Source organism: Mycobacterium sp. MUNTM1 (assembly GCF_054660795.1).
The window spans coordinates 37,966-60,687 of the sequence record NZ_BAAGDE010000005.1 but is presented as its reverse complement, the minus strand read 5'-3'; the positions used below and the strand labels follow the sequence as shown (position 1 = coordinate 60,687).

19 protein-coding genes, 1 tRNA gene and 1 pseudogene are annotated in these 22,722 nt (G+C 66.2%); 7 read left to right on the top strand and 14 right to left on the bottom strand.

Translation table 11 applies throughout. The features are described from left to right. Nucleotides 1-188: 188 nt before the first annotated feature. The 6 genes and pseudogenes from ACYQ8K_RS04440 to ACYQ8K_RS04415 all read right to left on the bottom strand — a co-directional run bounded on the left by ACYQ8K_RS04440 (nt 189) and on the right by ACYQ8K_RS04415 (nt 5,641). Nucleotides 189-1,696, bottom strand: a pseudogene (locus ACYQ8K_RS04440) (terminase large subunit domain-containing protein). Further along, nucleotides 1,669-1,959, bottom strand: coding sequence for a hypothetical protein (locus ACYQ8K_RS04435; protein ID WP_459967181.1), 291 nt, complete (start codon nt 1,957-1,959; stop codon nt 1,669-1,671). The pseudogene ACYQ8K_RS04440 and the gene ACYQ8K_RS04435 overlap by 28 nt, the downstream one beginning before the upstream one ends. 8 nt (nt 1,960-1,967) lie before the next feature. Beyond that, nucleotides 1,968-2,264, bottom strand: coding sequence for a flagellar hook-length control protein (locus ACYQ8K_RS04430; RefSeq protein ID WP_459967180.1), 297 nt, complete (start codon nt 2,262-2,264; stop codon nt 1,968-1,970). Beyond that, nucleotides 2,261-2,743 carry a hypothetical protein gene (locus ACYQ8K_RS04425; protein WP_459967179.1) on the bottom strand — a complete coding sequence of 161 codons (483 nt, stop codon included), beginning with the start codon at nt 2,741-2,743 and terminating at the stop codon, nt 2,261-2,263. Before ACYQ8K_RS04425 ends, ACYQ8K_RS04430 begins: the two co-directional genes overlap by 4 nt. Before the next feature lie 420 nt (nt 2,744-3,163). After that, nucleotides 3,164-5,095: a DNA primase family protein gene (locus tag ACYQ8K_RS04420; RefSeq protein WP_459967178.1), complete on the bottom strand. Its 1,932-nt coding sequence runs from the start codon at nt 5,093-5,095 to the stop codon at nt 3,164-3,166. A 324-nt stretch (nt 5,096-5,419) separates the two neighbouring features. Further along, nucleotides 5,420-5,641: a helix-turn-helix domain-containing protein gene (locus tag ACYQ8K_RS04415; RefSeq protein WP_459967176.1), complete on the bottom strand. Its 222-nt coding sequence runs from the start codon at nt 5,639-5,641 to the stop codon at nt 5,420-5,422. A gap of 53 nt (nt 5,642-5,694) precedes the next feature. Here ACYQ8K_RS04415 and ACYQ8K_RS04410 point away from each other — a divergent pair, with 53 nt between their 5' ends. Genes ACYQ8K_RS04410 through ACYQ8K_RS04400 form a run of 3 tightly spaced genes read left to right on the top strand, consistent with a single transcriptional unit; the run spans nt 5,695 to nt 11,774 of the window. Continuing rightward, nucleotides 5,695-6,306 (top strand): hypothetical protein, encoded by a 612-nt coding sequence (locus tag ACYQ8K_RS04410; RefSeq protein ID WP_459967175.1) that lies wholly within the window; start codon nt 5,695-5,697, stop codon nt 6,304-6,306. Further along, nucleotides 6,303-7,490 (top strand): tyrosine-type recombinase/integrase, encoded by a 1,188-nt coding sequence (locus ACYQ8K_RS04405; protein ID WP_459967174.1) that lies wholly within the window; start codon nt 6,303-6,305, stop codon nt 7,488-7,490. The genes ACYQ8K_RS04410 and ACYQ8K_RS04405 overlap by 4 nt, the downstream gene beginning before the upstream one ends. A gap of 57 nt (nt 7,491-7,547) precedes the next feature. After that, a complete protein-coding gene (locus ACYQ8K_RS04400) occupies nt 7,548-11,774 on the top strand; it encodes a hypothetical protein (RefSeq protein WP_459967172.1) in 4,227 nt (1,408 codons plus the stop codon). A 170-nt stretch (nt 11,775-11,944) separates the two neighbouring features. Here ACYQ8K_RS04400 and ACYQ8K_RS04395 read toward each other — a convergent pair. The 3 genes from ACYQ8K_RS04395 to pgm form a co-directional block, all read right to left on the bottom strand. Continuing rightward, nucleotides 11,945-12,017: transfer RNA gene (locus ACYQ8K_RS04395), tRNA-Ala, on the bottom strand. A gap of 56 nt (nt 12,018-12,073) precedes the next feature. Next, nucleotides 12,074-13,243, bottom strand: coding sequence for an MFS transporter (locus tag ACYQ8K_RS04390; protein ID WP_459967170.1), 1,170 nt, complete (start codon nt 13,241-13,243; stop codon nt 12,074-12,076). A gap of 92 nt (nt 13,244-13,335) precedes the next feature. Beyond that, entirely contained in the window at nt 13,336-14,979 is a 1,644-nt protein-coding gene (pgm, locus tag ACYQ8K_RS04385) for a phosphoglucomutase (alpha-D-glucose-1,6-bisphosphate-dependent) (RefSeq protein WP_459967169.1), read from the bottom strand. A gap of 101 nt (nt 14,980-15,080) precedes the next feature. Between pgm and crcB (ACYQ8K_RS04380) the strand changes: the two genes are divergently transcribed. After that, nucleotides 15,081-15,479: a fluoride efflux transporter CrcB gene (gene crcB / locus ACYQ8K_RS04380; RefSeq protein WP_459967168.1), complete on the top strand. Its 399-nt coding sequence runs from the start codon at nt 15,081-15,083 to the stop codon at nt 15,477-15,479. After that, nucleotides 15,476-15,859 (top strand): fluoride efflux transporter CrcB, encoded by a 384-nt coding sequence (gene crcB / locus ACYQ8K_RS04375; RefSeq protein WP_459967167.1) that lies wholly within the window; start codon nt 15,476-15,478, stop codon nt 15,857-15,859. The genes crcB (ACYQ8K_RS04380) and crcB (ACYQ8K_RS04375) overlap by 4 nt, the downstream gene beginning before the upstream one ends. A gap of 1 nt (nt 15,860) precedes the next feature. Here the strand turns inward: crcB (ACYQ8K_RS04375) and ACYQ8K_RS04370 are convergent, their stop codons facing one another. Genes ACYQ8K_RS04370 through ACYQ8K_RS04360 form a run of 3 tightly spaced genes read right to left on the bottom strand, consistent with a single transcriptional unit; the run spans nt 15,861 to nt 17,846 of the window. Continuing rightward, nucleotides 15,861-16,487, bottom strand: a complete 627-nt coding sequence (locus ACYQ8K_RS04370) for a GNAT family N-acetyltransferase (protein WP_459967166.1) — start codon at nt 16,485-16,487, stop codon at nt 15,861-15,863. A gap of 42 nt (nt 16,488-16,529) precedes the next feature. Then, on the bottom strand, nt 16,530-16,886 hold the full coding sequence (locus ACYQ8K_RS04365) for a DUF488 domain-containing protein (RefSeq protein ID WP_459967164.1): 357 nt from the start codon (nt 16,884-16,886) through the stop codon (nt 16,530-16,532). 39 nt (nt 16,887-16,925) lie between these two features. Continuing rightward, nucleotides 16,926-17,846, bottom strand: coding sequence for an HpcH/HpaI aldolase/citrate lyase family protein (locus ACYQ8K_RS04360; RefSeq protein WP_459967162.1), 921 nt, complete (start codon nt 17,844-17,846; stop codon nt 16,926-16,928). A 309-nt stretch (nt 17,847-18,155) separates the two neighbouring features. On the opposite strand from ACYQ8K_RS04360, the gene ACYQ8K_RS04355 reads away from it, so the two are divergent. Together ACYQ8K_RS04355 and ACYQ8K_RS04350 are read left to right on the top strand one after the other, a co-directional pair. After that, the gene (locus ACYQ8K_RS04355) at nt 18,156-18,725 is read left to right on the top strand and encodes a hemerythrin domain-containing protein (protein ID WP_459967161.1); all 570 of its coding nucleotides are present in this window, start codon (nt 18,156-18,158) and stop codon (nt 18,723-18,725) included. A 29-nt stretch (nt 18,726-18,754) separates the two neighbouring features. Then, entirely contained in the window at nt 18,755-20,230 is a 1,476-nt protein-coding gene (locus tag ACYQ8K_RS04350; protein ID WP_459967159.1) for a protein adenylyltransferase SelO, read from the top strand. A gap of 2 nt (nt 20,231-20,232) precedes the next feature. On the opposite strand, the gene ACYQ8K_RS04345 is transcribed toward ACYQ8K_RS04350, so the two are convergent. Both ACYQ8K_RS04345 and ACYQ8K_RS04340 read right to left on the bottom strand, forming a co-directional pair. After that, nucleotides 20,233-21,060, bottom strand: coding sequence for an LLM class F420-dependent oxidoreductase (locus ACYQ8K_RS04345; protein ID WP_459967157.1), 828 nt, complete (start codon nt 21,058-21,060; stop codon nt 20,233-20,235). A gap of 32 nt (nt 21,061-21,092) precedes the next feature. Continuing rightward, nucleotides 21,093-22,664, bottom strand: coding sequence for an adenylate/guanylate cyclase domain-containing protein (locus tag ACYQ8K_RS04340; protein ID WP_459967156.1), 1,572 nt, complete (start codon nt 22,662-22,664; stop codon nt 21,093-21,095). Between the last annotated feature and the right edge of the window lie 58 nt (nt 22,665-22,722).

Sequence of the window (22,722 nt, the reverse complement as noted above, 5' to 3'; positions counted from 1 at the left end):
ACACAGACAGGCAACTGCGTTGTCACGGCCCGGCACTGACTCTACGATTTCTCGAACAAGATCTCGTCGACTCATGGACGCAGCGTATTTGCCGCCGCCAGAGAATGCACGGATTGCCTCGTGGAGCGCAGCCGTTTCAACGGTTGACAATACGACCGTTCGGAGCCCGCCGATATCACCCCCCTCTATTACCTCCCAATCTTTCGGCGCATCCATACAGGCGGTGGCGGGATCTTGCCGTCGCGGGCGCGGCGCGCAGTGTCCAGCGGCGATACGAACGTCCATTGCTGCCCGATGGAATGGACCAACACGTCATGAGCGACCACCAGCGCCGCCAGCACATCAGGTTGATGCTGCCCGGCCTGCCAGGTCACCGCCGCCCCTTCCAGCGCCGGTAGGTGCCCGGCGATGCGGGTAGTACCAGTTTCGAGGCCCTGGAGGAGCGCCGCCGACCGGGCGATTGCGTCGCCGCCGCCCCGACCGCTCCCCTTCGGTGGCCAGGTGGTCACCTTGATTGGGCGGGATGTGTTTGTCCGCCGCAGTGCTTCCGTAACCACCCGTTGATACGTCTCGCGGGCGGCGAAGCCTTCGACCGCTATCTCAGACGCCCCGGCGTCGACAGCCAGATCGACCGCCGCCCTGGCCCATTGGTCACTCGTCATCGGTGCGGACACGTCGGCGATCACCGCCACGACGCCCTCGCGCGTCAAGCTAGCCGCGACGACGCCGCAGCTGTCACCGGCGCCGGAGTCGGACGGGTCGACGCCCACGACGGTCTTGATCGGTCCCAGCGGCGCGGTGGGCAGCCGCCAGTCATCGAGCCACTCGCGTTTGATCAGGCCGCCCTCGGGGGCCGATGGCACGCCTTCGTAAAGGGCGTACCAGGCTCGCTCGCCGGAGGTCCGCCGGGCGGCGGCGAAGTGATCGGCGGTGTATCCCAGCGCCGAGGTCATTACCGTCCCAGGCGCACGGCCCAGGGCATCGGGTATTCCAGTCTCGGCCACCGCGGGGACATTGGTGTGGCTCCAGATATCACGCTCGGCGTCGAGCAATTCGCCCGCCAGATCGTGTTCATGCCAGCGGGTCATTACCACTAGCGTGCTACCGCCGGGGTGAACACGAGTTGCCAGCGTCGAGCGGTATTCGCTGATGACGCGACGGCGGTGGGCGGCGCTGTCAGCCTCGGCAGCGTCCTTCACCGGGTCGTCGATCACCATGAGGTCGGCACCGAAGCGGTCACGCCGGAGTTGATGCCGGTCGCGAGTAGCCCGCCCGCGCGCCCGTCGACCCGCCACCGCCCCACAGCGGTCTTGTCCGCCGACAGTCGGATGCCGAGGTAGTCGGCGTGCTCGTTGATGAGCTGGCGCGCCTCGCGGCTGTGAGTCTGAGCCAGTTCATCGCTGTAGCTCACCAGCACGATCTGCAGGTCGGGATCGTGCATCAGCGCCCACACCACGGTCCAGATCGCCAGCAGCCGCGACTTGCCCGTCCTCGGCGGGGTGGTCACGATGTCGCGCTGGTCGGGCTGGGTCACCGAGCGCAGTGCCACGTCCGACAGCAGTCGGATGGTGGGCGTCACCACGAACCGCGGGTCCAGCCGGCGCGCCAGTTCGGCGGGCGTGGAGGGCCGCTGCCGCTCTCGAGCCGCACCGACGGCGCGGGCGGCGGTCAGCGCGGCGAGGGGTGCGGCCAACATGGTCGCCCTGCCCTCCGTTCCTTGGGATCGAACCCGGCCTCCTTGGCGGTCCACAGGTCGGCCCGCCGCCATTCGTGCCCGCAATCATCGCAGTAGTAATCACAAATCACACGCTTGCCGCCGGGCCAGGTGACCGAGGTCGGGTCGGTCAGCGAGGCCAGGCGAATCCGGCTGTCGGCATGATGTCCGAACGGATTGCAGTGGGGGCAGTAGTCCGGCAGGAATTCAATGCTGCCGCTAACGATGATGGCGGTTACAGACACGGTTCTCCTCAGGATGGTGCAGTCGTTAGCGTGGTTGTCGCTGGTGTTTCAGCCACCACCCGGCGCGCCACGGCCAGCCACTCGGCCAGTTCATCGCTAGGCACTCCGTCGAGCGCGAGCACCTGGCGGGCGATGTCGACGTGTAGCGGCCACAGCGGGTCATCTGGCCCGGCGACGGTGCCGAAAAGCGCGCGGCACTCCATCGCGGCCTGGTGCTCCAGGTCCGCAGGGCTCAGCCGGTCCTCGGCGGCGTCGCGGGCAATGGACGCCGCCGCCTTGATCACATCATCAACGGTGATGGTCATCCGATCACTTCTCCTTCGATCACATTGCCGCCGAGGGCGTTCGGCGCTCGCCGCTGAGCAACCAGCGCCAGCAGCTCGGACTCCATGCGGTCGATGATCGCCGCCGGGGTCTGGGTGACGTTGACGTCGACCTCGGCGCGCTGAGGCGCGTACGCGCCCGACAGCTTTGAGCGTTCGGCGACAGTGGCCCTGATCTCCTTGGCGTACCGGAGGGCGGTGTCGTCGTCGCCCCGCTCCAACGCGGTCGTGTAACGGGTAAAACTGTTGCGCTGCAAAAGTTGGAGGGCGGCGTCGTGCTTGGCGCGTGCCTGTTCGACAGTCTCCACGGGCGCGCTCTCCCGCAGCCGTTTTACCGCCTGGTGCGCGGCCTGACGGCTGCGGTACCCGAGAGCGGTCGCGACATCTTGCCACGTCGCTCCGGTGGCGCTCATACGCTCTGCCTGCTCTGCACGCTGGCGGGCATCGAGTCGGCTGGTCACGTCAACATCTTGTCAACGAACGGTGCAGACGCCGGGGCGCGGCGCGGCAAGCAGGCGCGCGGCGGTGGCTCCCCGACGTCATAACCGCCACAACATCGCCGTATGAACGAAACCTTCTTCCCTATATAGATTTTTCATTTCCCCATCTCATCTCCAGTTCATACCGTTATGTCGGTTATGTTGGTTATGCATTTAGGTTTCCGTCACCGAAAAGACCTCACCGCCTTTACATTTGGCTCGCCGCGCCCGCTTTCGGGGTTGCGCACCTCGCACCGCGTTGTGTGCCGGTTATGCCAGCCGTATAACTCGGCTGCGGCGGTCGCTGGATGTTCGCGTGCAGCGCAGCCCGGGGCCATAACCGCATCGTTGCGCCGGCTATAACCGACGCCTCGACCAAGATGACGTGTCCGCGAGGCACGATCACGCCACCCCGTCTCGGCAATAGGGATCGCCGGGGGCGTCGGTTGAGACGGTGCGCATCACTGTAGGGTTGCCGAATCGGTCGCGGTCGAGGTAGCTCATCTCCGCGCGCTTGATGCCCCAGACGACACGTGGCCCCTTGTACTTCTGGCCGGGCTTGATAGGCCCCTCTGCCAGAGATTTGAGCGCCCGCCGGAACGCGGCCTTGCTCATCCGCTCGCCCGACTTGTTCTCCATAGCCCACCGACCCCAGACGCGGAACAGGGCGTCCTGGTCGACGGCATCGTCGTCGGTGCCAATGTCGCAGCAATCCGCCACGAACTGGCGCACGTTCGACGTTGCGGTAGCGGCGTCACTGGCCAGTTCACCGGCGTCCTTGCTGAGCGTGAACCGACCGCCAGCGGCGTTGAGCTGGGCCAGGCCCTCGACGGCCCAGCGCAACACTATCCCCAGCTCATTGGCAATGATGCGGTCCTTGAGGCCGGTGTCGGTGCCCTCGGCCCCACGCTTGAACGCCCGGGACGTCTCCAGAATCAGCAGCCGGTCGACCAGTGCACCAGCGTGGTCGGACAGCTTGGGCATCTCGTTGGCGGTGCCGTGGAACCGAAGCGGAAGGCGTTCTTTCAATGAGGTCTTGTACTTGCGCGGGACGTCCACTCGGTCACCGCCGGTGATCGCCAGCAGTCGACTCACCGCCAGGCTCGAGTCGCGCGAGCCGAACCGCATATCCGACATGACTGCCAGTGTCGCGCCGGTCTCATAGGGCTGTTGCAGGCCGAACGGGGTGTTGAGCGCGTCGAGCCCAAGCTCGGTCACGGTACCCACCAGCGCCTCCAGCACGGTGGCGATGAGCGACTTCGCGCTCCCCGGAGGGCCGAACAACCACATAAGCTTGTGCAGATCGGTGCGCCCCGACAGGACGTAGCCGAACCATTGCTGGAGGCAGGCCACCGCACCGGGATCATCGGGCCACTGGTCGTCGAGCACACGCAGCCAATCCCGCGCGGCGTGAGGGTCGGCGGCATGGTGGTAGTCCGCCTCAATCCTCGTCAGGCTGAACCACAATGGGGTATTGGGTCGCATTTCGCCGGTCACGACGTCCAGCACTCCATTGCGCACCAGAACCCGCGTGCTGCCGGAATACACCCCGCGCCTCTGGCCGTAGACGTCGGGCAACTCGCGGGCGTGGGTGCCGGACCCGGCGGCGAGTTCGTCGGCCAAGGCGTCCTCGACCATCGCGAGCGTGCGTGTGTCGGGATTCCACCACTTGAGCGAGTAGGTGTGAGCCTCCACTCCGCCCGACGTGCTCGTCTTGACCTTTACGTACCAGAGGTCGCCGAGCACGGTCCGCAGACGCGCGCGCATCCACTCGGGGTCGGTGCGCGCGATCCAGCGCGCCGGGTCTCCGGCGGCGCTGGCCTCGTAGCAATACCAGGTGTTGTCGACGCGGATCAGCGTTCGCATCCACGTTTTGCGTCGTCGACGGCTGCCGTCGGGCACCGGTAGTCGGAGCCGGACCGAGAATTGATGGCGAGCCAGCCAGCGAGCGACCGCGGTGGGCGACTGCGGCGGCGCGATCACTCGGCCCGCACTTACCTTCGCCTGCTCGGCGGCAGTGAGCGCGCCGTAGATCGACTCGGGCACACCACAGATGCGCCTCTCTGCAGCACCGGCGGCGGCGTCCAGATCGGGGTCGGTGACGTGCCGAGCCCGCAGCAGCTCGACGTCCGGATCGGCACCGCCGTTCGCCTCGGCGAACGTGCGCACCGCCTGCCGGGACGGCACATCGACACCGTGGTCATCGAAGACTTCGGCGACGATGTCGACCGGAATAACCGGCACATCATCCACCCAAGGGTCCAGCTCCGGCTTGCCGGTGATCTGATCGATGAGATAACGCCCGTGATCGAGCGTGTCGCGCTGCCAGTCCACGATTATGCGGGCGCGTTCGTGACCAACAGCCTCACTCAGAGGGTCGGTCGGGTCGACGTTTAGCAATACAGCGAGGTGCGCGCCCGTGATGTGATCAGCGCGCCGCGGCTCATCTCCGACTTCAGCGGTGACCTTTGTCATGTGTGGCTCTCTGGCGGTAGGGGATAGCACTTCTCGGTCGATTGGGCTGGGAGTCGTCAGTAGTGGTACCGCCGGGCACATGGTGCGAAGGCAAACGCGCGGCTCGGCGGTATCGCTGTTTCTGAGTTGAGAGCCCTGCAGCGCTGACGATTCGGCGTCATGGTGCAGCTGTCGACCAGTGGCTCAGTCCTCGTCGCCCAGCATCTTGAGCAGCGCCAGCGCGGACACCCGTATTCGGCGCGAGCCGAGCTGGATCGTCGGCAGCCGCCCCTCGCGGGCCATCGAATAGCCATATGCGCGACTGACGCCGAGATAGCGCGCTGCCTGCTCGATGCTGATAGTCGGTGGCCCACTGCGCAATTCGTCCAATGTGGGCGTGGCCTTAGCGGATGTGGTTGTCTCCATTTCTCCAGAGTCACCGTTTGTGCGATGAATGTCTAGACTGTAGAGTCATCAGAATGGCTCAACGAAGTGGTGACTCACCACCCGCCCCGCAGCGCGGCGACGTCGAGAGAGTCGGATACGCCGATCCCGATCCGCGTGTGGGCAAACGCACCGGCCCGTTTCAGCGCGTACCGGAGCCTGACGAACGTGTGGCAATTCGCCTTGTAGGACACCCTTTTACGTATTCCGTGCGGATCTCGACCAGCCGACGATCCGACCCGCGCCTAACCGAGCTGACGATCACCGCCGACGACGGCGCAATGGTCGATTACGCCGCCGTGCGCGCAGTCCCGACTCGCAGATTGGCCTACAGCGCCGCGCAATGGATAGACCGCGTCGGCGGTCTGATCGGTTTTGTTGACGACATCGCCGAAACGCACAGCCAGCCCGACAATCCCGCGCCCAAGGTGTTCGAAGCGGCACAGATTGCCAATAATGCCATCGCACTCGGCCGGCCGGTGCGCCCGACCGTGGCCGAAAAACTCAACGTCAGCAAGACGACGGTTGACCGGCTTCTCAAGAGAGCGAAGGCCGAAGGGTGGTTTGACGACAAGCCACTACCGAAGCGACCACAACCACAGCAGCGAGACACCACCGCCACCACCGACCAGGAGACTGACCGATGACCATCGACGACGAGCAGCAGCTCAGGCAGCGTGGCGAGCGAACCGACAACTCGATCAAGCGCCTGACGAACGGCAACGGCTGGCGCGCGCGGCCCACGCTCGGCACCGACCCGGTCACGGGCAAACAGGTCCGGCCGACCAAGGTATTCGCCACCAAGAAGGCCGCTCAGGACTGGGTTACCGAGCAACGCCAGCAATGGGTGGCGGCGACGTGGGCGCCGAAGTCGAATCAGACGTTCGATGAGATTGCTGACCATTGGCTTAAGCTTCGCGACGCCGACCCGTCCATCGGGCCGAATACGGTTCGGGCCGATCGCGAGTCGCTGACCTACGCGCGCCGGGCGTTCGGCGCGGTGCCGGTTCAGAAGCTCACCCCCGCTGCACTGGCCGACTGGTCAGCCACGCTCACCGGTAAGGGCGGCAAGGTACTGGCACCGGCCACCAAGCGCCGCGCGATCGTCCGGCTCAAGTCGGTGATGGCGCACGCGAAGCGGATGCGCTGGCTGACCTACGACCCGTCGGCAGACCTCGACTCGCCAGAGCAGAAGACAATCACCGCCACAGCGGCCGACGACATCTGGACGCCGGAGCAGATGGGCAAGTTCCTCGATCACGTTGCGCCTCACCGCCTCGCTGGGTGCTTCGCCCTAACCCTGCTCGGCCTGCGGCGCGAGGAGGTCGGCGGGATGCGATGGTTGGATATCGACCTGGAGATCGGCGCACTCCGGATCCGACAGGCACGCGTGGATGTCAACGGACGCGACGTGATCGTGCCCACCAAGACCGACCGCAGCGCCCGCGATCTGCCCGTGCCACCGCGCGAGTTGGCGATGATCAAGGCCATGCGTGCAGTGCACCTGCGCGAGCGCCTCGCCGTGGGCCGACCACTGGCCGAGGCCGACCTGTTGCTCTCGCGGGCCGACGGCACACCGCAGCCAGTGCGCGACTACAGCCGCGAGTTTTCCGTGCAGCGCAATGCGGCTGGCTTGAAGGCAATAACGCTCGGAAAGCTGCGGCACTCCAACATCTCTCGGATGCGCGCTGCGGGTATCGCCGCCGACGTGGTCGCCGCCTGGCACGGCCACACCGAGCGCATGACTCAGGCCGTCTACGGCCGGGTTACCGACGACCGCCTGACCGCCGCGTCAGCGGTTATATCAACGAACGCGGTAGGCCGAAATTAGAACCGGCGGCATTTCTCCGCTCACAACCTTGTCGGGACCCGCAGGCAGAATGGTTGTATGAGAGACCACGTCTGGGACGGCGCTGTCGAGATGGGCGTCCGCAACCAGCGCGTGATCACCCTGGCGAAAAACCACTGCACCCGCATGGAGTTCGTCCAGAGCAGCGGCCAGGGCATGGCTGAGGAAGCAACGGGGCTTCCGATCAACGCACGCGAGGTTCGCTGCCCCGTGGCTCGCGGCAACATGATCGGGTCGAATCTTGAGATGACCGTGCCGATGTTCTACCGGCAGAATTGCGTAGGCTGCGCTGAGCAACGCCCCAGCGGCCTTCTACCGACACTGGCCGGCTACATCGCCTCCGCCGACGAGAAGGCTGTTGCTGAACGCGAGCGTGAGGTCCAGCGTAAGGCAGCGTTACGTACGGAATGGGAGGCGCGCGCCCAAAGGCGCCGCGGGTTGATGGCGCGCTGCGACGACATGATGGCGACCGCCCTGGCCGACATTGGGCAACTCGATGTCGACCCTGCCGGTGACGGTGAGGAGGATGACCGTGCCGCGCTCGCGCGGTTGCGAGCCTTGGCCGAGCGCGCTGCTGCGACGTTCACTCCGGACGTCATCGCCCATGGTGTTGAGCTGGTCGAGCGCGGATTGGCGTCGCCGACGCTTCTGGATCCGCTGCGGATTGTCGCCCTGTCGCGGCCCGAGTTCGGATCTCAAGTCGTCCGCGCAGCCGTAACGGTGATGCGCAGGACCGCATCGGGACCGGCGGGACGGTGTCTTGCCGATCTGGCCGAGCACGCAGAGATTGCTGACCTTGATGAGCGCGTGTGTCGATCGGCCGTCGCTTTGGCTGGCTCGCCGATGCGGGACCCGTTCTCCCGGCGCCGTCAGGGTAGCGATCCGGTCAGCCTGCTCGCGGTTGCCGCCATAGTTCCTGATCGACTCGTTTCGGTCTTGAAAGACTTGCTACCGGGGCCGCAGATGCAGACGGTTCTGCATCTCCCACCGGGGGCGGCCACGCCGCGGCCACACGTGACCCAGTTTCTGATGGGTTCGGCCGCTGGTGCTGTCCGAATACTCGCCGGGACCCATCCGAGTTTGGCCGCCGGCCTGGTCGATTCCCTTGTACTGCAACTGGCTTCAGATGAATTCGAGCGATTCGATGACCACGGGTTGCGCGAAATCGAGCGAGCGTTGGCGGTGATGTTCGTGCTCGACGTTGGCGACGTGTCGAGTTCGATGGTTCGCGCTGGAGCTCGCGGTTCCGGACTTCTGGGCGAGCGGCTGCTGCGAGTACTCACGGTGACCGCAGACCTCGTCGCGGCTGAGCCCTACTGGCGCGAGACCGGAGACCCCGTGCCTGATGCCGCACGTGCGGCGTCGGTGACCGAAGAGCTCTTCGAGATGGCGATGGGCCGCCTCGGCGGCGACTGGGGCGGCGAGGCCATCGATGACGCCGCCGAGCTGATAGAGCGCCTCGCAAAAGAGCGCCCTGTCGCAATGCACGTGAAGGTGGCGGCCATTCTCGGTGCCATCTTGGAGTTGGTGGACGCGCAGAAGGCATCGAAGGTCTCGCCGCTGACCGTGATCGACGACGAACCGCCGGCGCTGAAGATGATGACCGCTTGGAGCCAAGGACTATTACTTGGCAGGGCCATCGGGCGACTTGGCGACGCCGTCAAGTTCGTCGCGGCAAATGACCCAGTTGCCGCGTGTAACGCCGTAATCGATGTCATGGCCGATGAACGTGACGGCGAGCGGGGAGCCGACGCCGCCTGGTATCTACTAGAGATTCTCGGTAAGATCGGCGCCGCACACGGCACGGAAAGTGGTGTGCTGCAAGCGATCTTGCCCGCTCTCCACACTTACATTGTCGGGTCTGAGGTGGGAACGCGAGCACGTGCCATCGACACGTGGGTAGCGATCGCGCGCCGTCATCCCTTACCCTCCGCGCTTGAGGATCTACTGCCGGCGCTGACTGCCGACCCCTTTGTCATGGTCATCCGATCGGTGCTGAAGGCGGCAGAGACTCTCATCTGGTCCCCCGACGCAGCAGTGCGTCTGCTCGCGTACGCGGCACTGATCGTGGAAAGAATCAGCGGCCGCGAGCATGCCGAGGTCGTCAAAGACGCGATCAGGGTGATGCTGTCACTGTCTTCCAGGCTCCAAATCGACGGGGCCCGGGAGGTTTCGGAGCGTAAAGGATTAGAAGCTGCTGCATCGCTCGGCGCGTACGACCTGCACGACGTGCTGCACCACAACACGTGGGGCACCACGGTAGCTCGATCCGCTCGAATGGCGTCGCTGCGGCTAAGTCAAGCGGCAGAACCAGCTTTCGCTGATTTCTCTCGTCGGAGGGGTGACTCCGACATCGAGATGCTTCTCGCGTGCGGCCCGGGGCTGACGTCGCTCCCTGCCGCGGACTTGACGGCCGCGACTCTCACGTTCGGTCCCGATAGTCCGGTCGCTGCCGCCGAATTCGTTGAGGTGGCCTGGCGGGCAGGCAGATTGGCCGATGCCGTTGCAATGATGTCGGTTCTACTCGAAGCGACGCCGGATCAGCGAGCCTACGCGGGGCAGCGGTCCTTTCTTGAGATGCTCGCGTCGGCCGTCCGCGCCGACGCCACTGCAACGGCGGGCGGTGAGTGGGGCGCACACGCCGACGACGCAAGCGCGGTCGCCACGGCGCTGGTGGAGGAGCGCGACTCAGATTCAATCGCATTCGTAATTAACGCGGTCCGTGCGACGTTGACACTGCGGCGTCTGCTGATGGATGCCGGGTTTGTTGACGCATCACGGCCAGCGGAGAGCATCGCATCGCGGGCTGGCGAGTTCTCGGCAGCTGGCGAGGCATTGTCGAAGGCGGGTATGACGGTGACGCCGACGGGCGCCTACCTACGGTCCGTCGCCGGCTTGTGTGAGGTTGTCTCGCATTTGTTGCGAGCGCAGGCCGCCGCGCTGAATGCCGACACCGAAAAGGCTTCGTCACATGGCCAGGCGGTCGCGCTGCGGTGCGACCTGATCACCGCTGATATCACCGAGCGGCTAGGGCGCGACGACCCGATTGGTGCGCCGCTTCTCGAACTCGTAGCGGCCGCGAAGAACACAGACCCTGTCTCACCGATCTTGCCGCTCCTCGCCATGTGGGCGCAGCTGCCGCTGCCCGTCACGGTTGTCAGGGGGCCCGAAGAGAATCGCTTCGCACGCCGCGGTAGTGCCGGTGAGACCCCGCCCGAACCGGCAGTAGAAGAGGCACCCGTCGCGGTCGTGCTGGCTTCGCTGGACGGCCGGCTGATCACAGGGCCCGAAGTACTGCGGGACCAGCGTGTCTACGAACTGTCGGTGCGCGTGCAGCCCGGTGAATGGCCACAGTGGGCAGACCGGATGGACGGGGAATTACTAAGCCATCTGACCCCTGCCGAGATCACGGTGCCGACGTTTAGCTGGTCACGCGGCGACCATGTGGGCGATGGCGAGACCTATGAGCAGTCGGGATCGGTGACGCTTCGGTTCACAGTGGCAGCTGGCAAGCCGGCGCCCCCGCTGATGGTGCGACTGACGTGGAGCGGCGAGGTCGACGGCAAGCCGCGCAAGCAGACGCTCGATGTCGCCGGCCACCGCGAACTCCGGCTGCGGCCCTACGACGAGACGCGCGACCGGGCGACAGATTATCCGGTGTTCGACGAGCGTCTCATAGCAGAATACGACCGCCTTGCCCGCGCCGGATTCGACGATGGCCAATTGCGGGCGTTCTGCCGCTTGTTCACCGGGATTTGTCGCGCCGGCTTGGCCATGACATGGGAACGCAAGTATCGCCGCGGAACCCGAGTAACAGAACGCGAATTCCACGACGACCTCTTTGAACGTTTGCTCGCCAACCCGGAACTCGGCGGCCGAGTCGAACGTGGCAACCCGCTTGCGTTGGGTTACCTCGACGTGCGGCACGACGGCATCACCGCGGAGCTAAAAGTCGAGCGCAAGACGCCCGTAACCAGAGAGTCCGCGCCGAAATATGTTGGCCAGCCGACGCAGTACGCCGCCGCCGACGGAGCTCAGCTCTCGATCCTCGCCATCCTGGACATGAGCTCAAAGGAGCTGCCCATCGGGACCCCTGAGAATTACTTGTTCGCACTCGAACCGAGGCTGCACGGACTCGACAACCCCGAGGCCCCGAGCCTGGTCGAGGTCCTTATAGTGAACGGCAACCTTCCCACGCCGAGCTCTTGGTCACGCAAGAAGACGCCGGTCCACGACACTCCAGGGCAAGAATCGCAAGGTCTGTGAGACGACCTCCGAACGGAATCCGCAATGACTCAGTCCTTCCTGTGGGGCCGCCGTCTCGGCGGTATTCTCGTCCGCGATAGGACAGAGTTAGGACGTTCAGCGCACCGCCCGACCCGGCCCGCAAATACGTAACCCGCCCCGACCAATGGTCGGAGCGGGTTTTCCTTTTGTGGAGCTAAGGGGACTCGAACCCCTGACCCCCACACTGCCAGTGTGGTGCGCTACCAGCTGCGCCATAGCCCCGAGAAGTCGTGCCCATCGAAGTTACACCACCGGTAAGTGACCTTCAAAGTTGCTGCTCATACCGGCTCGACGTCCGACTCAGCCGCCAGCAGGTCCGCCTCCAGATCCACCGCCGTGCGAGTCTCCGGCGCCACCACCCAGCCGATGGCGGCGATCAGCAGAACGATGCCGCTGATGACAAAGCCCCACGTGTAGCTGAACTGCTCGGCGGCCCACCCGACCGCCATCGACCCGACGATGGCACCCAGATCCGACATCATCTGCACCGTCGCCACCGGAAGGCCCGCGCGCGCCTCATTGCCCAGGATGTCGGCGACGGCGGCCTGCAGTGGCGACATGTAGATCCCCGTCATCGCCCCGACGACGCCGGCCGCCACCATGAACACCGGCAGCGACGGCACGTAGCCCAGCCAGACGGTCGCCACCCCGGACGTCACCAGCCCGATGATCAACAGCGTGCGCCGCCCCATCCGGTCCGACAGGTAGCCGCTGGGGATGACCGCCAGCGCATTGCCGCCGGCGAACGCCGCCAGCACCACACCGATGACGCCGATGCCACGACCCATCACGTCGGAGATGAACAGCGGCACCAGCGCGACGCGCAGCCCGAACGCCGACCATCCCGTCGCGAAATTGGACAGCAGCGCCGATCGGTAGGCGCGCACCCGCAGCGCCTCGCGCAGCGTCACCGTGGATCGGGTCGGCGGCGGCGGCGCGGCCAGCGCCGAGTTCCGCAGGCTGTAGAAGAGCACCACCGCGACGGCCAGCATGGCGACGCCGTAGACGACGAACGGTGCGGTCAGCCCCCATCCCGCCGCCAGGCCGCCGACCGCCGGACCGCCGACCGCGCCCACCATGAACGAGGTGGTGAACAGCCCCGCGATCCGCCCGCGCGCGTCGGGAGGGCTGATGTGGATCATCAATCCCAGCGCCGAGACATAAAACATCGTGGACCCGATGCCGCTGAAGACCCGGAAAAGCATTAACTGCCAGTAAGCCTGGGAAAACGCGCACGCGGCGGTCGAGACCGCCACGATCAGCAAACCCCCGATATAGATCCGGCGCTCACCTAGCCGCTCGGTGAGCAGGCCACTGATCGGTGCGAAACACAACCGGCTCAACGAAAAGACGGTGACCAAGAATGTCACCGCCTTGATGCTGACCCCGAAGGTACGTGCAAACGTTGGCAGCGCCGGCGAGATCACCCCGTAGCCCAAGGCGATCATGATATTCGCCCAGCTCAGGATCCAGACTTCGCGCGGCAGCCGACCAGAACGGGATGCGCGCCCCCCCGAGCGGGCAAGACGGAGGGAAAAGGTCACCCAATGACTTTATTAACTACCTCGCGCGCGGTTTCCTGCACCTCCGCCAAATGCTGTGGCCCGTTGAAGGATTCCGCATAAATCTTGTACACGTCCTCGGTTCCCGACGGCCGCGCGGCAAACCATGCATTGGCCGTCGTCACCTTCAATCCGCCCAGTGGTGCACCATTGCCCGGCGCCGCGGTGAGCTTCGCGGTGATCGGCTCCCCCGCCAATTCCGTCGCGGTCACCTGGTCGGCGGAGAGCTTCGAGAGACGGGCTTTCTGGTCGCGGTCGGCGGGCGCGTCGACCCGCGCGTAATACGGCGTGCCGTACTCGGCGGTCAGCCGCTGATAGCGCTGCGACGGACTCGCCCCGGTGACCGCGAGGATTTCCGAGGCCAGCAGCGCCAGGATGATGCCGTCCTTGTCGGTGGTCCACACCGAGCCGTCCCGCCGCAGGAACGACGCCCCGGCCGACTCCTCGCCGCCGAAGCCGATGGTCCCCCCGATCAGGCCGTCGACGAACCACTTGAACCCGACCGGCACTTCGATCAGTTTGCGGCCGATCCCGGCGACCACCCGGTCGATCATCGACGAACTGACGGCGGTCTTGCCCACGGCGATGCCGCCCGGCCACGACGGCCGCTGGGTGTACAGGTATTCGATGGCGACGGCGAGGTAGTCGTTCGGGTTGAGCAGCCCCCCGTCCTGCGTCACGATGCCGTGGCGGTCGGAGTCGGCGTCGTTGCCGGTGGCGATCTGGTAGCGGTCGGGCTTGTCGGACATCGTTCGGATAAGCCCTGCCATCGCATCCGGCGAGCTGCAATCCATCCGGATCTTGCCGTCGTGGTCGAGCGTCATGAATCGCCATGTCGCGTCGACCAGCGGATTGACCACGGTCAGGTCCAGGCGATGCCGCTGGGCGATCTCGGCCCAATAGTCCACGCTGGCGCCTCCCAGTGGGTCGGCGCCGATGCGCACCCCGGCAGCGCGGATGGCGTCGATGTCGACCACGTTGGGCAGGTCGTCGACATAGTTGCCCAGGTAATCGTGGCGTTGCGCGGTGTGCAGCGCCCGGGCCAGCGGAATGCGCTTGACGCCCGACCCGTTGCGCAGGATCTCGTTGGCGCGCTTGGCAATCGCGTTGGTGGCATCGGTGTCGGCCGGGCCGCCGTTGGGCGGGTTGTATTTGAAGCCGCCGTCAGACGGCGGGTTGTGCGACGGTGTCACGACGATTCCATCGGCCAGCGCCTCGGTGCGGCCACGGTTGTAGGTGAGGATGGCGTGGCTGACCGCGGGTGTCGGGGTGTACCGGTCGCGGGAATCGATCATGGCGACGACGTCGTTGGCGGCCAGCACCTCCAGCGCCGACACCCAGGCCGGCTCGGACAGGCCGTGGGTGTCCCGGCCGATGAACAACGGGCCGCATGTGCCCCGCGCGGCGCGGTACTCGACGATGGCCTGGGTGATCGCCAGGATGTGCGCCTCGTTGAATGCCCCGGCCAGGGCCGACCCGCGATGCCCTGAGGTGCCGAAGGCGACCTGTTGGGCGACGTCCTCGGGGTCGGGCGCGGTCGAGTAATACGCCGTCACCAGGTGGGGCAGATCGACGAGGTCTTCGGGCTGGGCCGGCTGACCGGCGCGTGGATTGGCGACCATGGTTTCCAATTCTGCCCGTGTCCGCGTCCCCCCGGGCTGCGCCGGTCTGGACTTCGGCCATACGCTGCGTAGCGCACCGGCGAACGAAGGGAATCGACCCAGTGGCTCAGCGGGACTATCGCGAGTTGGCCGCGGTGTTTGCCGGTGGGGCACTGGGCTCCCTGGCCCGTGCGGCGCTGAGCACGCTGGCCGGCGGCGACCCGGCGAGCTGGCCATGGCCCACGTTCACGGTCAACATCGTCGGCGCATTCCTGGTGGGCTATTTCACCACCCGGCTGCTGGAGCGGTTGCCGACGTCGAGTTATCGGCGGCCCCTGCTCGGCACCGGATTGTGCGGTGGTTTAACCACTTTCTCCACGATGCAGGTCGAGACGCTGAGGATGATCGAACACGGCCACTGGGGGCTGGCCGTGGGCTACACCGTGACCAGCATCGTGCTGGGACTGTTGGCGGTGCACCTTGCCACCAAGTTGGTGCGCCGGGTCCGGGTGCGCCGATGACCGCCGCCATCGCGACGACGGCTCTGGTCTGGGTCGGAGTCGTGCTCATCGGCGGCGTCGGGTCGGTGCTGCGTTTCGTCGTCGACCGCACGGTGGCGCGCCGGCTATCGCGGCCGTTTCCGTTCGGCACCCTTGCCGTGAACATCAGCGGCGCAGCGCTTTTGGGCTTCCTCGGCGGGATGGCACTGAACAAGGACGTGGCCCTGCTGGCCGGCACCGCGTTCGTCGGTGCCTACACCACGTTTTCCACCTGGATGCTGGAAACGCAGCGGCTCGGCGAGGAACGCCGACTCCGCGCGGCATTGGCCAACGTCGTCATCAGCGTCCTGCTCGGTGAGGCGGCGGCCTTCGTCGGACAGCAGCTGGCACAGCGGCTTTGATTCAGGTGTCGCGCCGACCGGGGACGTCTTCGGGGGTGCGGGGCAGCACGTACAGCGCCATCCGCCGATTCGCCATGTCGTGCTCGCCGAGAAATACACAGCCGCCTCGTTCACAGAACTTGCGCGCCAAGGCGTTGCGATGATCGGGATCGAACATGATGCGGCGACACCGCGGATCGAGGGTGAAGATGCCGATGACCAAATGCGGCAGCAGGTAGCTGACGTGGCCGCGTTCGATGTAGTCCACATCGGCGACGGCGACATGCAGTCCCAGATCATAGGGGTCATACTCGTATCGCCGAGAAATGGAATCCTTTGCCGCCCTGTATAATTCGATGTATCCGCGGTCTACCCCGTCCAGGCTGGCGATGAGCGGGCGTGAGAAGCCGCCTTCCAGCTGCGCCTTCAGGTAGCGATGCCACCGCGCGACCGGCCAGTGGGATTCCCAGGCCTCGACCAGATGCGGCCGGCCCATCCACTCCGCGACCATCTCGGCGTCGGCGTCCGGGTCGGCGACACGCAGACCGTACGGCTCGGGCAGTTCCGGGATGGGCGGTGGCGGGACGCTGCGGATCGCCTCGGGAAGGTCGGTCAGTTCCCGCGGGAGGATCGGGTCGGGGTTGGTCATATCAACGGGACGAGCCTAGGACGCTGCTGGTTCGAAGCCGCTTCAGCGCGGTTTGAGCAGCTTGGCCAGGACGGCGGCCTGGCTGATGTCGAGGTCGCGGGTCGCAGTGACCAGCGTGACGGAACCGCGCTTGGCGAGCTTGCGCAGCTCGTCCAGGGCGCCGCTGTCGCGCAGCTCGCTCTTGTAGCGCGACGCGAATTCGTCGAACCGGTCCGAATCGTGCTGGTACCACTCGCGGAGGTCCTTCGACGGGGCGACGTCCTTGCACCAGATGCCCACGCGCGGATCGTCTTTGCGCACCCCTCGTGGCCAGACGCGGTCGACCAGCACCCGCTGGCCCTCGTCGGGGCTGACGTCGTCGTAGACCCGCGCCACCCGGATCCGGACCTTGGCGCTCACAGCACCAGGGTAATCGCGGACGCGCCGGCGTCCACTGGCTCAGTAGTGGTAGGTATCCGACGGCGCGGGCGAGTGATCGCGCTCTTCCTCGTCGATGTCCAACGCCTCGATGCCGTAGGCGCGCGCCAGTTCCAGAATCTTGGTGGCCCGGGCGATGCGGGGCAGGTCGGAGCCGTTGCGGATCTCTCCCCCGTCCCGTTCGAACTCGGCGAAAAACTCTTTTGCCCAAGAGATTTCGTCCTGCGACGGCGAGAGCCCCTCGTTGACGACGGCACATTGATCGGGCGTCAGGCAGATCTTGCCGGTCATCCCGAACTGGGTGGACACCGCGGTCGCCTCGATCAGCTTCAGCGGATTGGACCCGATGGTCGGCCCGTCGATCGCGCTGGGCAGGTCGGCGGCCTTGGAGGCGATAGTGAACCGTGATCGCGTGTAGGCCAGGGTGGCCGGGTCCTCCCCGAAACCGGTGTCGCGGCGGAAGTCGCCGATGCCGAAGGCGAGCCGGAAGGTGCCCTTGGTCGCGGCGATCTCGGTGATGCGTTCCAGGCCCCGCGCCGTTTCCACCAGCGCCACGATCGGCACGTCGGGCAGCCGCTTCGCGGTCTCGGTCACGTGGTCGACCGATTCGACCATCGCCAGCATCACCCCGCCGACCGGGGTGGTGGCCAGGGCGGCCAGGTCGTCGGCCCACCAGGGTGTGCCGAAGCCGTTGATGCGGACCCAGTCGACGTTGCCGGCGCCCAGCCAGCCGACCACGTTGTCGCGGGCGGCGTTCTTGTCCCTGGGCGCGACCGCGTCCTCGATGTCGAACACGACGATGTCGGCGCGCGAGTCCACCGCGGATTGGAACCGGTCGGCGTGCGTGCCGTTGACCAGGAGCCAACTCCGGGCGAGGACCGGGTCGATGCGAGAGCCGACGTCTTCGGGCTCGGCGGCGGTGCTGTTGACCTGTTCGTACATGTCTGCTGATCTGTCGTCTCTGTGCGTCGGGCGGGTTCGTTGCCCCTAACCGTAGCGAGTATCTGCAACCGGCGGTCCCGGATGGTCGTGCGGGGGCAAAGACACTCTGGACCCGCTCCCGGCGAGAGAGCGACCGATCAACCCTCGATTTCATCGAAAACATCTGTGTCGCAAAGTAATACGAGACTTGCGGCCAGCCTCGGACGCGTCGCGGCGTTTAGCAGCGTGTATGCGGGGTATTTCCTGGTCAAGCCGCACTCAGCCCACAGTGCGCAGTCCCCATTCCTGGAGTCATTGGAGGTATCGGCGATGGCAGATCTCATTGTCGAATCACCCGACGAAGTCGTCGCATTTCTGAAAGCGCAGCACAACCTCATCGAGGACATGTTCGACCAAGTGCTGCACGCGACGGATCCGAAAGCGCGTGAAGAGCCTTTCGCGACGTTGCGTCAGCTGCTCGCCGTCCACGAGACGGCCGAGGAAATGGTGGTGCATCCGCGCGTGCGGCGGGAGGACGGCGATGCCGGCGACGCCATCGTCGACGCCCTCCTCCATGAGGAGCATGAAGCCAAGGAGTTGCTGTCGGCGATCGAGAAGCTCGACATCACCTCGGACAAGTTCATCACCGAGCTGACCAAGCTGCGCGAAGCCGTGCTCGAGCACGCCCGGCAGGAGGAGGACGAAGAGTTCCCCGTCCTGAAGCGCAAGGTCGACGCCGACGACCTCAAGCGAATGGGGGCGGCGGTACGCGCCGCCGAAGCCATCGCTCCGACGCGCCCCCACCCCGGCGTGGAGTCGGCGAAGCTGAACTTCGCGCTCGGGCCGTTCGCGTCGATGCTCGACCGCGCGCGAGACCTCATCGGCAAAGCCCTCGGATAGCGCCTTCGGGTTTCCGTAGGCTCGAGAAGATGAGCGTTGCCCCGGATACCACCATTGCTCTGCAAAGCCGGTTCTTCCACGAATTGCCGGAGATGGCGGTCCGCTGGCAGGCGGAGACGTTCCCCGAGCTGCAGCTGCTGGCGCTCAACGAGCCGCTGGCCGAGTCGCTGGGCCTCGACGTGGCCTGGCTACGTGGCCCCGACGGGCTGCGTTTCCTGGTCGGCAACTCGGTGCCCGACGGTGCCACCCCGGTGGCCCAGGCCTACGCCGGGCACCAGTTCGGCGGCTTCGTTCCGCGATTGGGCGACGGGCGCGCGCTGCTGCTCGGTGAACTCGTCGACGCCGACGGGCGGCTGCGGGACATCCACCTCAAGGGATCCGGTGCCACGCCGTTCGCGCGCGGCGGCGACGGCCTGGCCGCGGTGGGGCCGATGCTGCGTGAATACCTCGTCAGCGAGGCGATGCACGCGCTGGGCGTGCCGACCACGCGATCGCTGGCCGTGGTGGGCACCGGCCGCCCGGTTCATCGCGAAGAAACGCTGCCCGGTGCCGTGCTCACCCGCGTGGCCGGCAGTCATCTGCGGGTGGGTAGCTTTCAGTTCGCCGCGGCCACCGGAAACCAGGATCTGCTGCGCCGCCTCGCCGACCATGCGATTGCCCGCCACCACCCCGGGGCCGCCGAGGCGGACAACCCGTACCTCGCGCTGTTCGAAGCGGTGGTTGCCGTCCAGGCGTCGCTGCTCGCGCAGTGGATGCTGATCGGATTCGTCCACGGCGTGATGAACACCGACAACACCACCATCTCCGGTGAAACGATCGACTACGGGCCGTGCGCGTTCATGGAGGCCTATGACCCCGACACGGTGTTCAGTTCGATCGACTTCTGGGGACGCTATGCCTACGGCAACCAACCGGTCGTCGCCGGATGGAACCTCGCCCGCTTCGCCGAGACGCTGCTGCCGTTGTTCTCGGAGAACACCGAGCAGTCCATCGCGCTCGCGGAACAGTCGTTCGGCGTTTTCCAGACCCGCTACGACGCCGTCTGGGCCTCCGGGATGCGCGCCAAACTGGGCCTACCCGACGGCGTCGACGCCGAGTTCGCCACGGCGCTCGTCGAGGAACTGCTTCTGCTGCTCAAGCAGAACCACGTCGACTACACCTCGTTCTTCCGCGGGCTCAGCCACGCGGCGCGTGGAGATGCCGCAGCCGATGCCGAGCCCGTGCGCGGATTGTTCGCCGACCTCGCCGGCTTTGACGCGTGGTTGACGCGTTGGCGGGCACTGCGTCCCGAGGCCGACACGATGGATCGCACAAACCCGATCTACATTCCCCGCAACCATCTGGTCGAGGAGGCGCTCACCGCCGCGACGGCCGGCGAGCTCGGCCCACTGCAGCAACTGCTCGCCGCGGTGACGAACCCCTACGCGCAACGGCCCGGCCTTGAGCGCTACGCCGCACCCGCCCCCGAGGACTTCGGCAAGTATCAGACCTTTTGCGGCACTTGATTTTACGACAGCTTGGCGAGCTCGGCGTGCAACCCATCGAGGCGTTGTAGCGTCTGATCGCGAGGCTCGGTCGGCAGGTCCACCAACAGGTGCTCCACACCCAAGTGGCGATAAGCCTCGAGTTCCTTTGCCGTCGGCTTGCCGCCGTGGAAGTGAATCACCGGGACGTCTTTGCCGGCCACGTCACGCAATTGCTCAAGCGGAGAAGACAATTCCTCTGCCGACCCCGTCATCGACAGCCAGCCCGCGTTCAGCCGTGCGATGCGCTTGAAGCCCGCCGGTCCGCCGCCGAGATAGAGCGGTGGATGCGGCTTCTGGACCGGCTTGGGCCAACTGTAGATCGGGTCGAAGTTCACGAATTCGCCGTGATGCTCCGCCTTTTCGTGTGTCCAGATCTCGATCATCGCGTCGAGGCGCTCGTCGACGACGCGCCCGCGGACCGAGGGATCAACCCCGTGGTTGGCGATCTCCTCACGCAGCCAGCCGATTCCCACGCCGAATCGAAATCGCCCCTGCGACACCAGATCCAGCGATGCCACCTCCTTGGCGGTGTGGATCGGATCGCGCTGAGGCACCAGCGCGATGCCGGTGCCCAGGACGAGCCGCTCGGTGACGACCGCCGCGGCGGCCAGCGCCACGAACGGGTCCAGCGTGCGGTAGTACTTCGGCGGAATCGGGCCGCCGCTCGGATACGGGGTCTTCGCGTCGACCGGGATGTGTGAGTGCTCGGCGAGAAAGAGCGATTCAAAACCACGCTGCTCGAGCGCCTTGCCCAGCTCCGCGGGACCAATGCCGTCGTCGGTAACAAATGTCAGCACACCGAAACCCATGATGCTCAGTCAACAGCATCACCGCTGCGCTGTCAGCGTGAGCTTGTCCCGGCGGCCAGCGGGCCGGGTTCGGTCACCGGCACCAATCGCGCCATGCCGCGCAGCAGCCACGGCGTGCGTTTGGCCATCACCGCCACGGCCCGATCCGACCGGCGCATCGACGTCCGGGGACCGGGCGTGGGCGCCGCGGCCAGCCGCACCTCGCGCGACGCCCCGGTCGCACCATGACGGTCCACGGCGACCAGCTCCCAGGCGCCGGGAACGCCACGCAACTCGACGACGCCTCGCTCCTGGAATCCGATCCCCGAGCCGACGACCAAGTCACGCACCGTCCGCGACACCACGATTTCCCCGGCACCGGCTTGACCGAGAATTCGCGCCGCAATGTGGACGGCGATCCCTCCGATGTCGGTATCCATGAGTTCGCATTCACCCGTGTGCATGCCGATACGGATCTCGATGCCGAGCTTCTCGGCATCGTCGCGCAGGTTCTCGGCGCACCGGATGCCCTGGGTCGGGCCGTCGAACGTGATGAGGTACCCATCGCCGGTGCTCTTTATCACCGTGCCGCCGTATCGTTCGGTGGCCCCGACGGTGATCTCAGCGAAGCGCTGCAAGACCGCTCGCCACCGCTCGTCGCCGGTCGCCGCGACCCGCTCGGTCGACGCGACGATGTCGGTGAACAGCACCGTCCGCAGGGCGCGATTCAACGGTGCGGGGGTCGCGTGGCTGCCGGTGAGAAGCTCCTCGATCTCGGTGGCGATCTTGTCGGGATCGGTGAACCACGGCGCATGGTCGGTGCCGTCGAGCTCGACCATGCGCGCGCCGGGTATGTGGTCGGCCAAATACCTGCCCGCCTGCACCGGGACCCCGGGATCCCGGGCGGCGTGCACGACCAAGGCGGGCATGGTGAGTGTCGGCAGGATCGGCCGGACATCGATCTGGAAAGCGGCTTCGAGCGTGGCGCGTGCCATTCCGGGGCTGGCGCACGAGCGCTCGAGCATCCCCAGCTGCCGAGTTGACCGGACCGACGGCAGCAGACACTTGAGTGCCTCTCCGCTTCCCCACGCCGACAAGACAGCTTGGCCGAATTTCTGGAAGCCGATGATCTGGTCTTCAGACGGTGTGTACTCCTCGCCGATCTCGCGTATCGAGCGTGCCCGGAGCTCGGCCGGATCGACGTCGAGGTCGTCCCAACCTGCGCTGGGGAGATATGCCGCCGTGCCGGTGAGGATCAACGCCCGTGTCCTGTCCGGTCGCGTCGCGGCGAACAGGATGGCCGCCGGGCCGCCCTCACTGACCCCGAGCAGCGCAGCTCTTTCGAAGCCGGCGGCGTCCATGACGGCCTCGATCTCGGCCGCCCGATCATCCAGCGTGCGGATCCGCGGAACGGGATCAGACAATCCGACGCCGGCCTTGTCGAAGAGGACGACGCGGCAAAACGTCGCGAGCCGCTCCATGAAGGCCTTGAACTCGGGCATGGACCAGTACAGCTCGACATGGCTGGCGAACGAGCCAGCGAAGACGAGGTCGACCGGCCCGTCACCGAAAACTTGGTAGGCCAGGCTGAGATCACCGCAGTTTGCATACGCCGTCTCCGGCACGCAATGAGCGTACCGACTGCATCGCGGTCTAGAACGGCAAATACTTGCCGATTCGCTC

Coding starts and splice junctions, on each gene's coding strand:
- ACYQ8K_RS04345 (WP_459967157.1), bottom strand. CDS start 21,060: ATGGGTTTCGGTGTGCTGACATTTGTTACCGACGACGGCATTGGTCCC.
- ACYQ8K_RS04350 (WP_459967159.1), top strand. CDS start 18,755: ATGAGCGTTGCCCCGGATACCACCATTGCTCTGCAAAGCCGGTTCTTC.
- ACYQ8K_RS04400 (WP_459967172.1), top strand. CDS start 7,548: ATGAGAGACCACGTCTGGGACGGCGCTGTCGAGATGGGCGTCCGCAAC.
- ACYQ8K_RS04360 (WP_459967162.1), bottom strand. CDS start 17,846: ATGTACGAACAGGTCAACAGCACCGCCGCCGAGCCCGAAGACGTCGGC.
- ACYQ8K_RS04370 (WP_459967166.1), bottom strand. CDS start 16,487: ATGACCAACCCCGACCCGATCCTCCCGCGGGAACTGACCGACCTTCCC.
- ACYQ8K_RS04430 (WP_459967180.1), bottom strand. CDS start 2,264: ATGACCATCACCGTTGATGATGTGATCAAGGCGGCGGCGTCCATTGCC.
- ACYQ8K_RS04410 (WP_459967175.1), top strand. CDS start 5,695: ATGGCTCAACGAAGTGGTGACTCACCACCCGCCCCGCAGCGCGGCGAC.
- ACYQ8K_RS04405 (WP_459967174.1), top strand. CDS start 6,303: ATGACCATCGACGACGAGCAGCAGCTCAGGCAGCGTGGCGAGCGAACC.
- crcB (WP_459967167.1), top strand. CDS start 15,476: ATGACCGCCGCCATCGCGACGACGGCTCTGGTCTGGGTCGGAGTCGTG.
- ACYQ8K_RS04415 (WP_459967176.1), bottom strand. CDS start 5,641: ATGGAGACAACCACATCCGCTAAGGCCACGCCCACATTGGACGAATTG.
- ACYQ8K_RS04355 (WP_459967161.1), top strand. CDS start 18,156: ATGGCAGATCTCATTGTCGAATCACCCGACGAAGTCGTCGCATTTCTG.
- ACYQ8K_RS04390 (WP_459967170.1), bottom strand. CDS start 13,243: ATGATCGCCTTGGGCTACGGGGTGATCTCGCCGGCGCTGCCAACGTTT.
- pgm (WP_459967169.1), bottom strand. CDS start 14,979: ATGGTCGCCAATCCACGCGCCGGTCAGCCGGCCCAGCCCGAAGACCTC.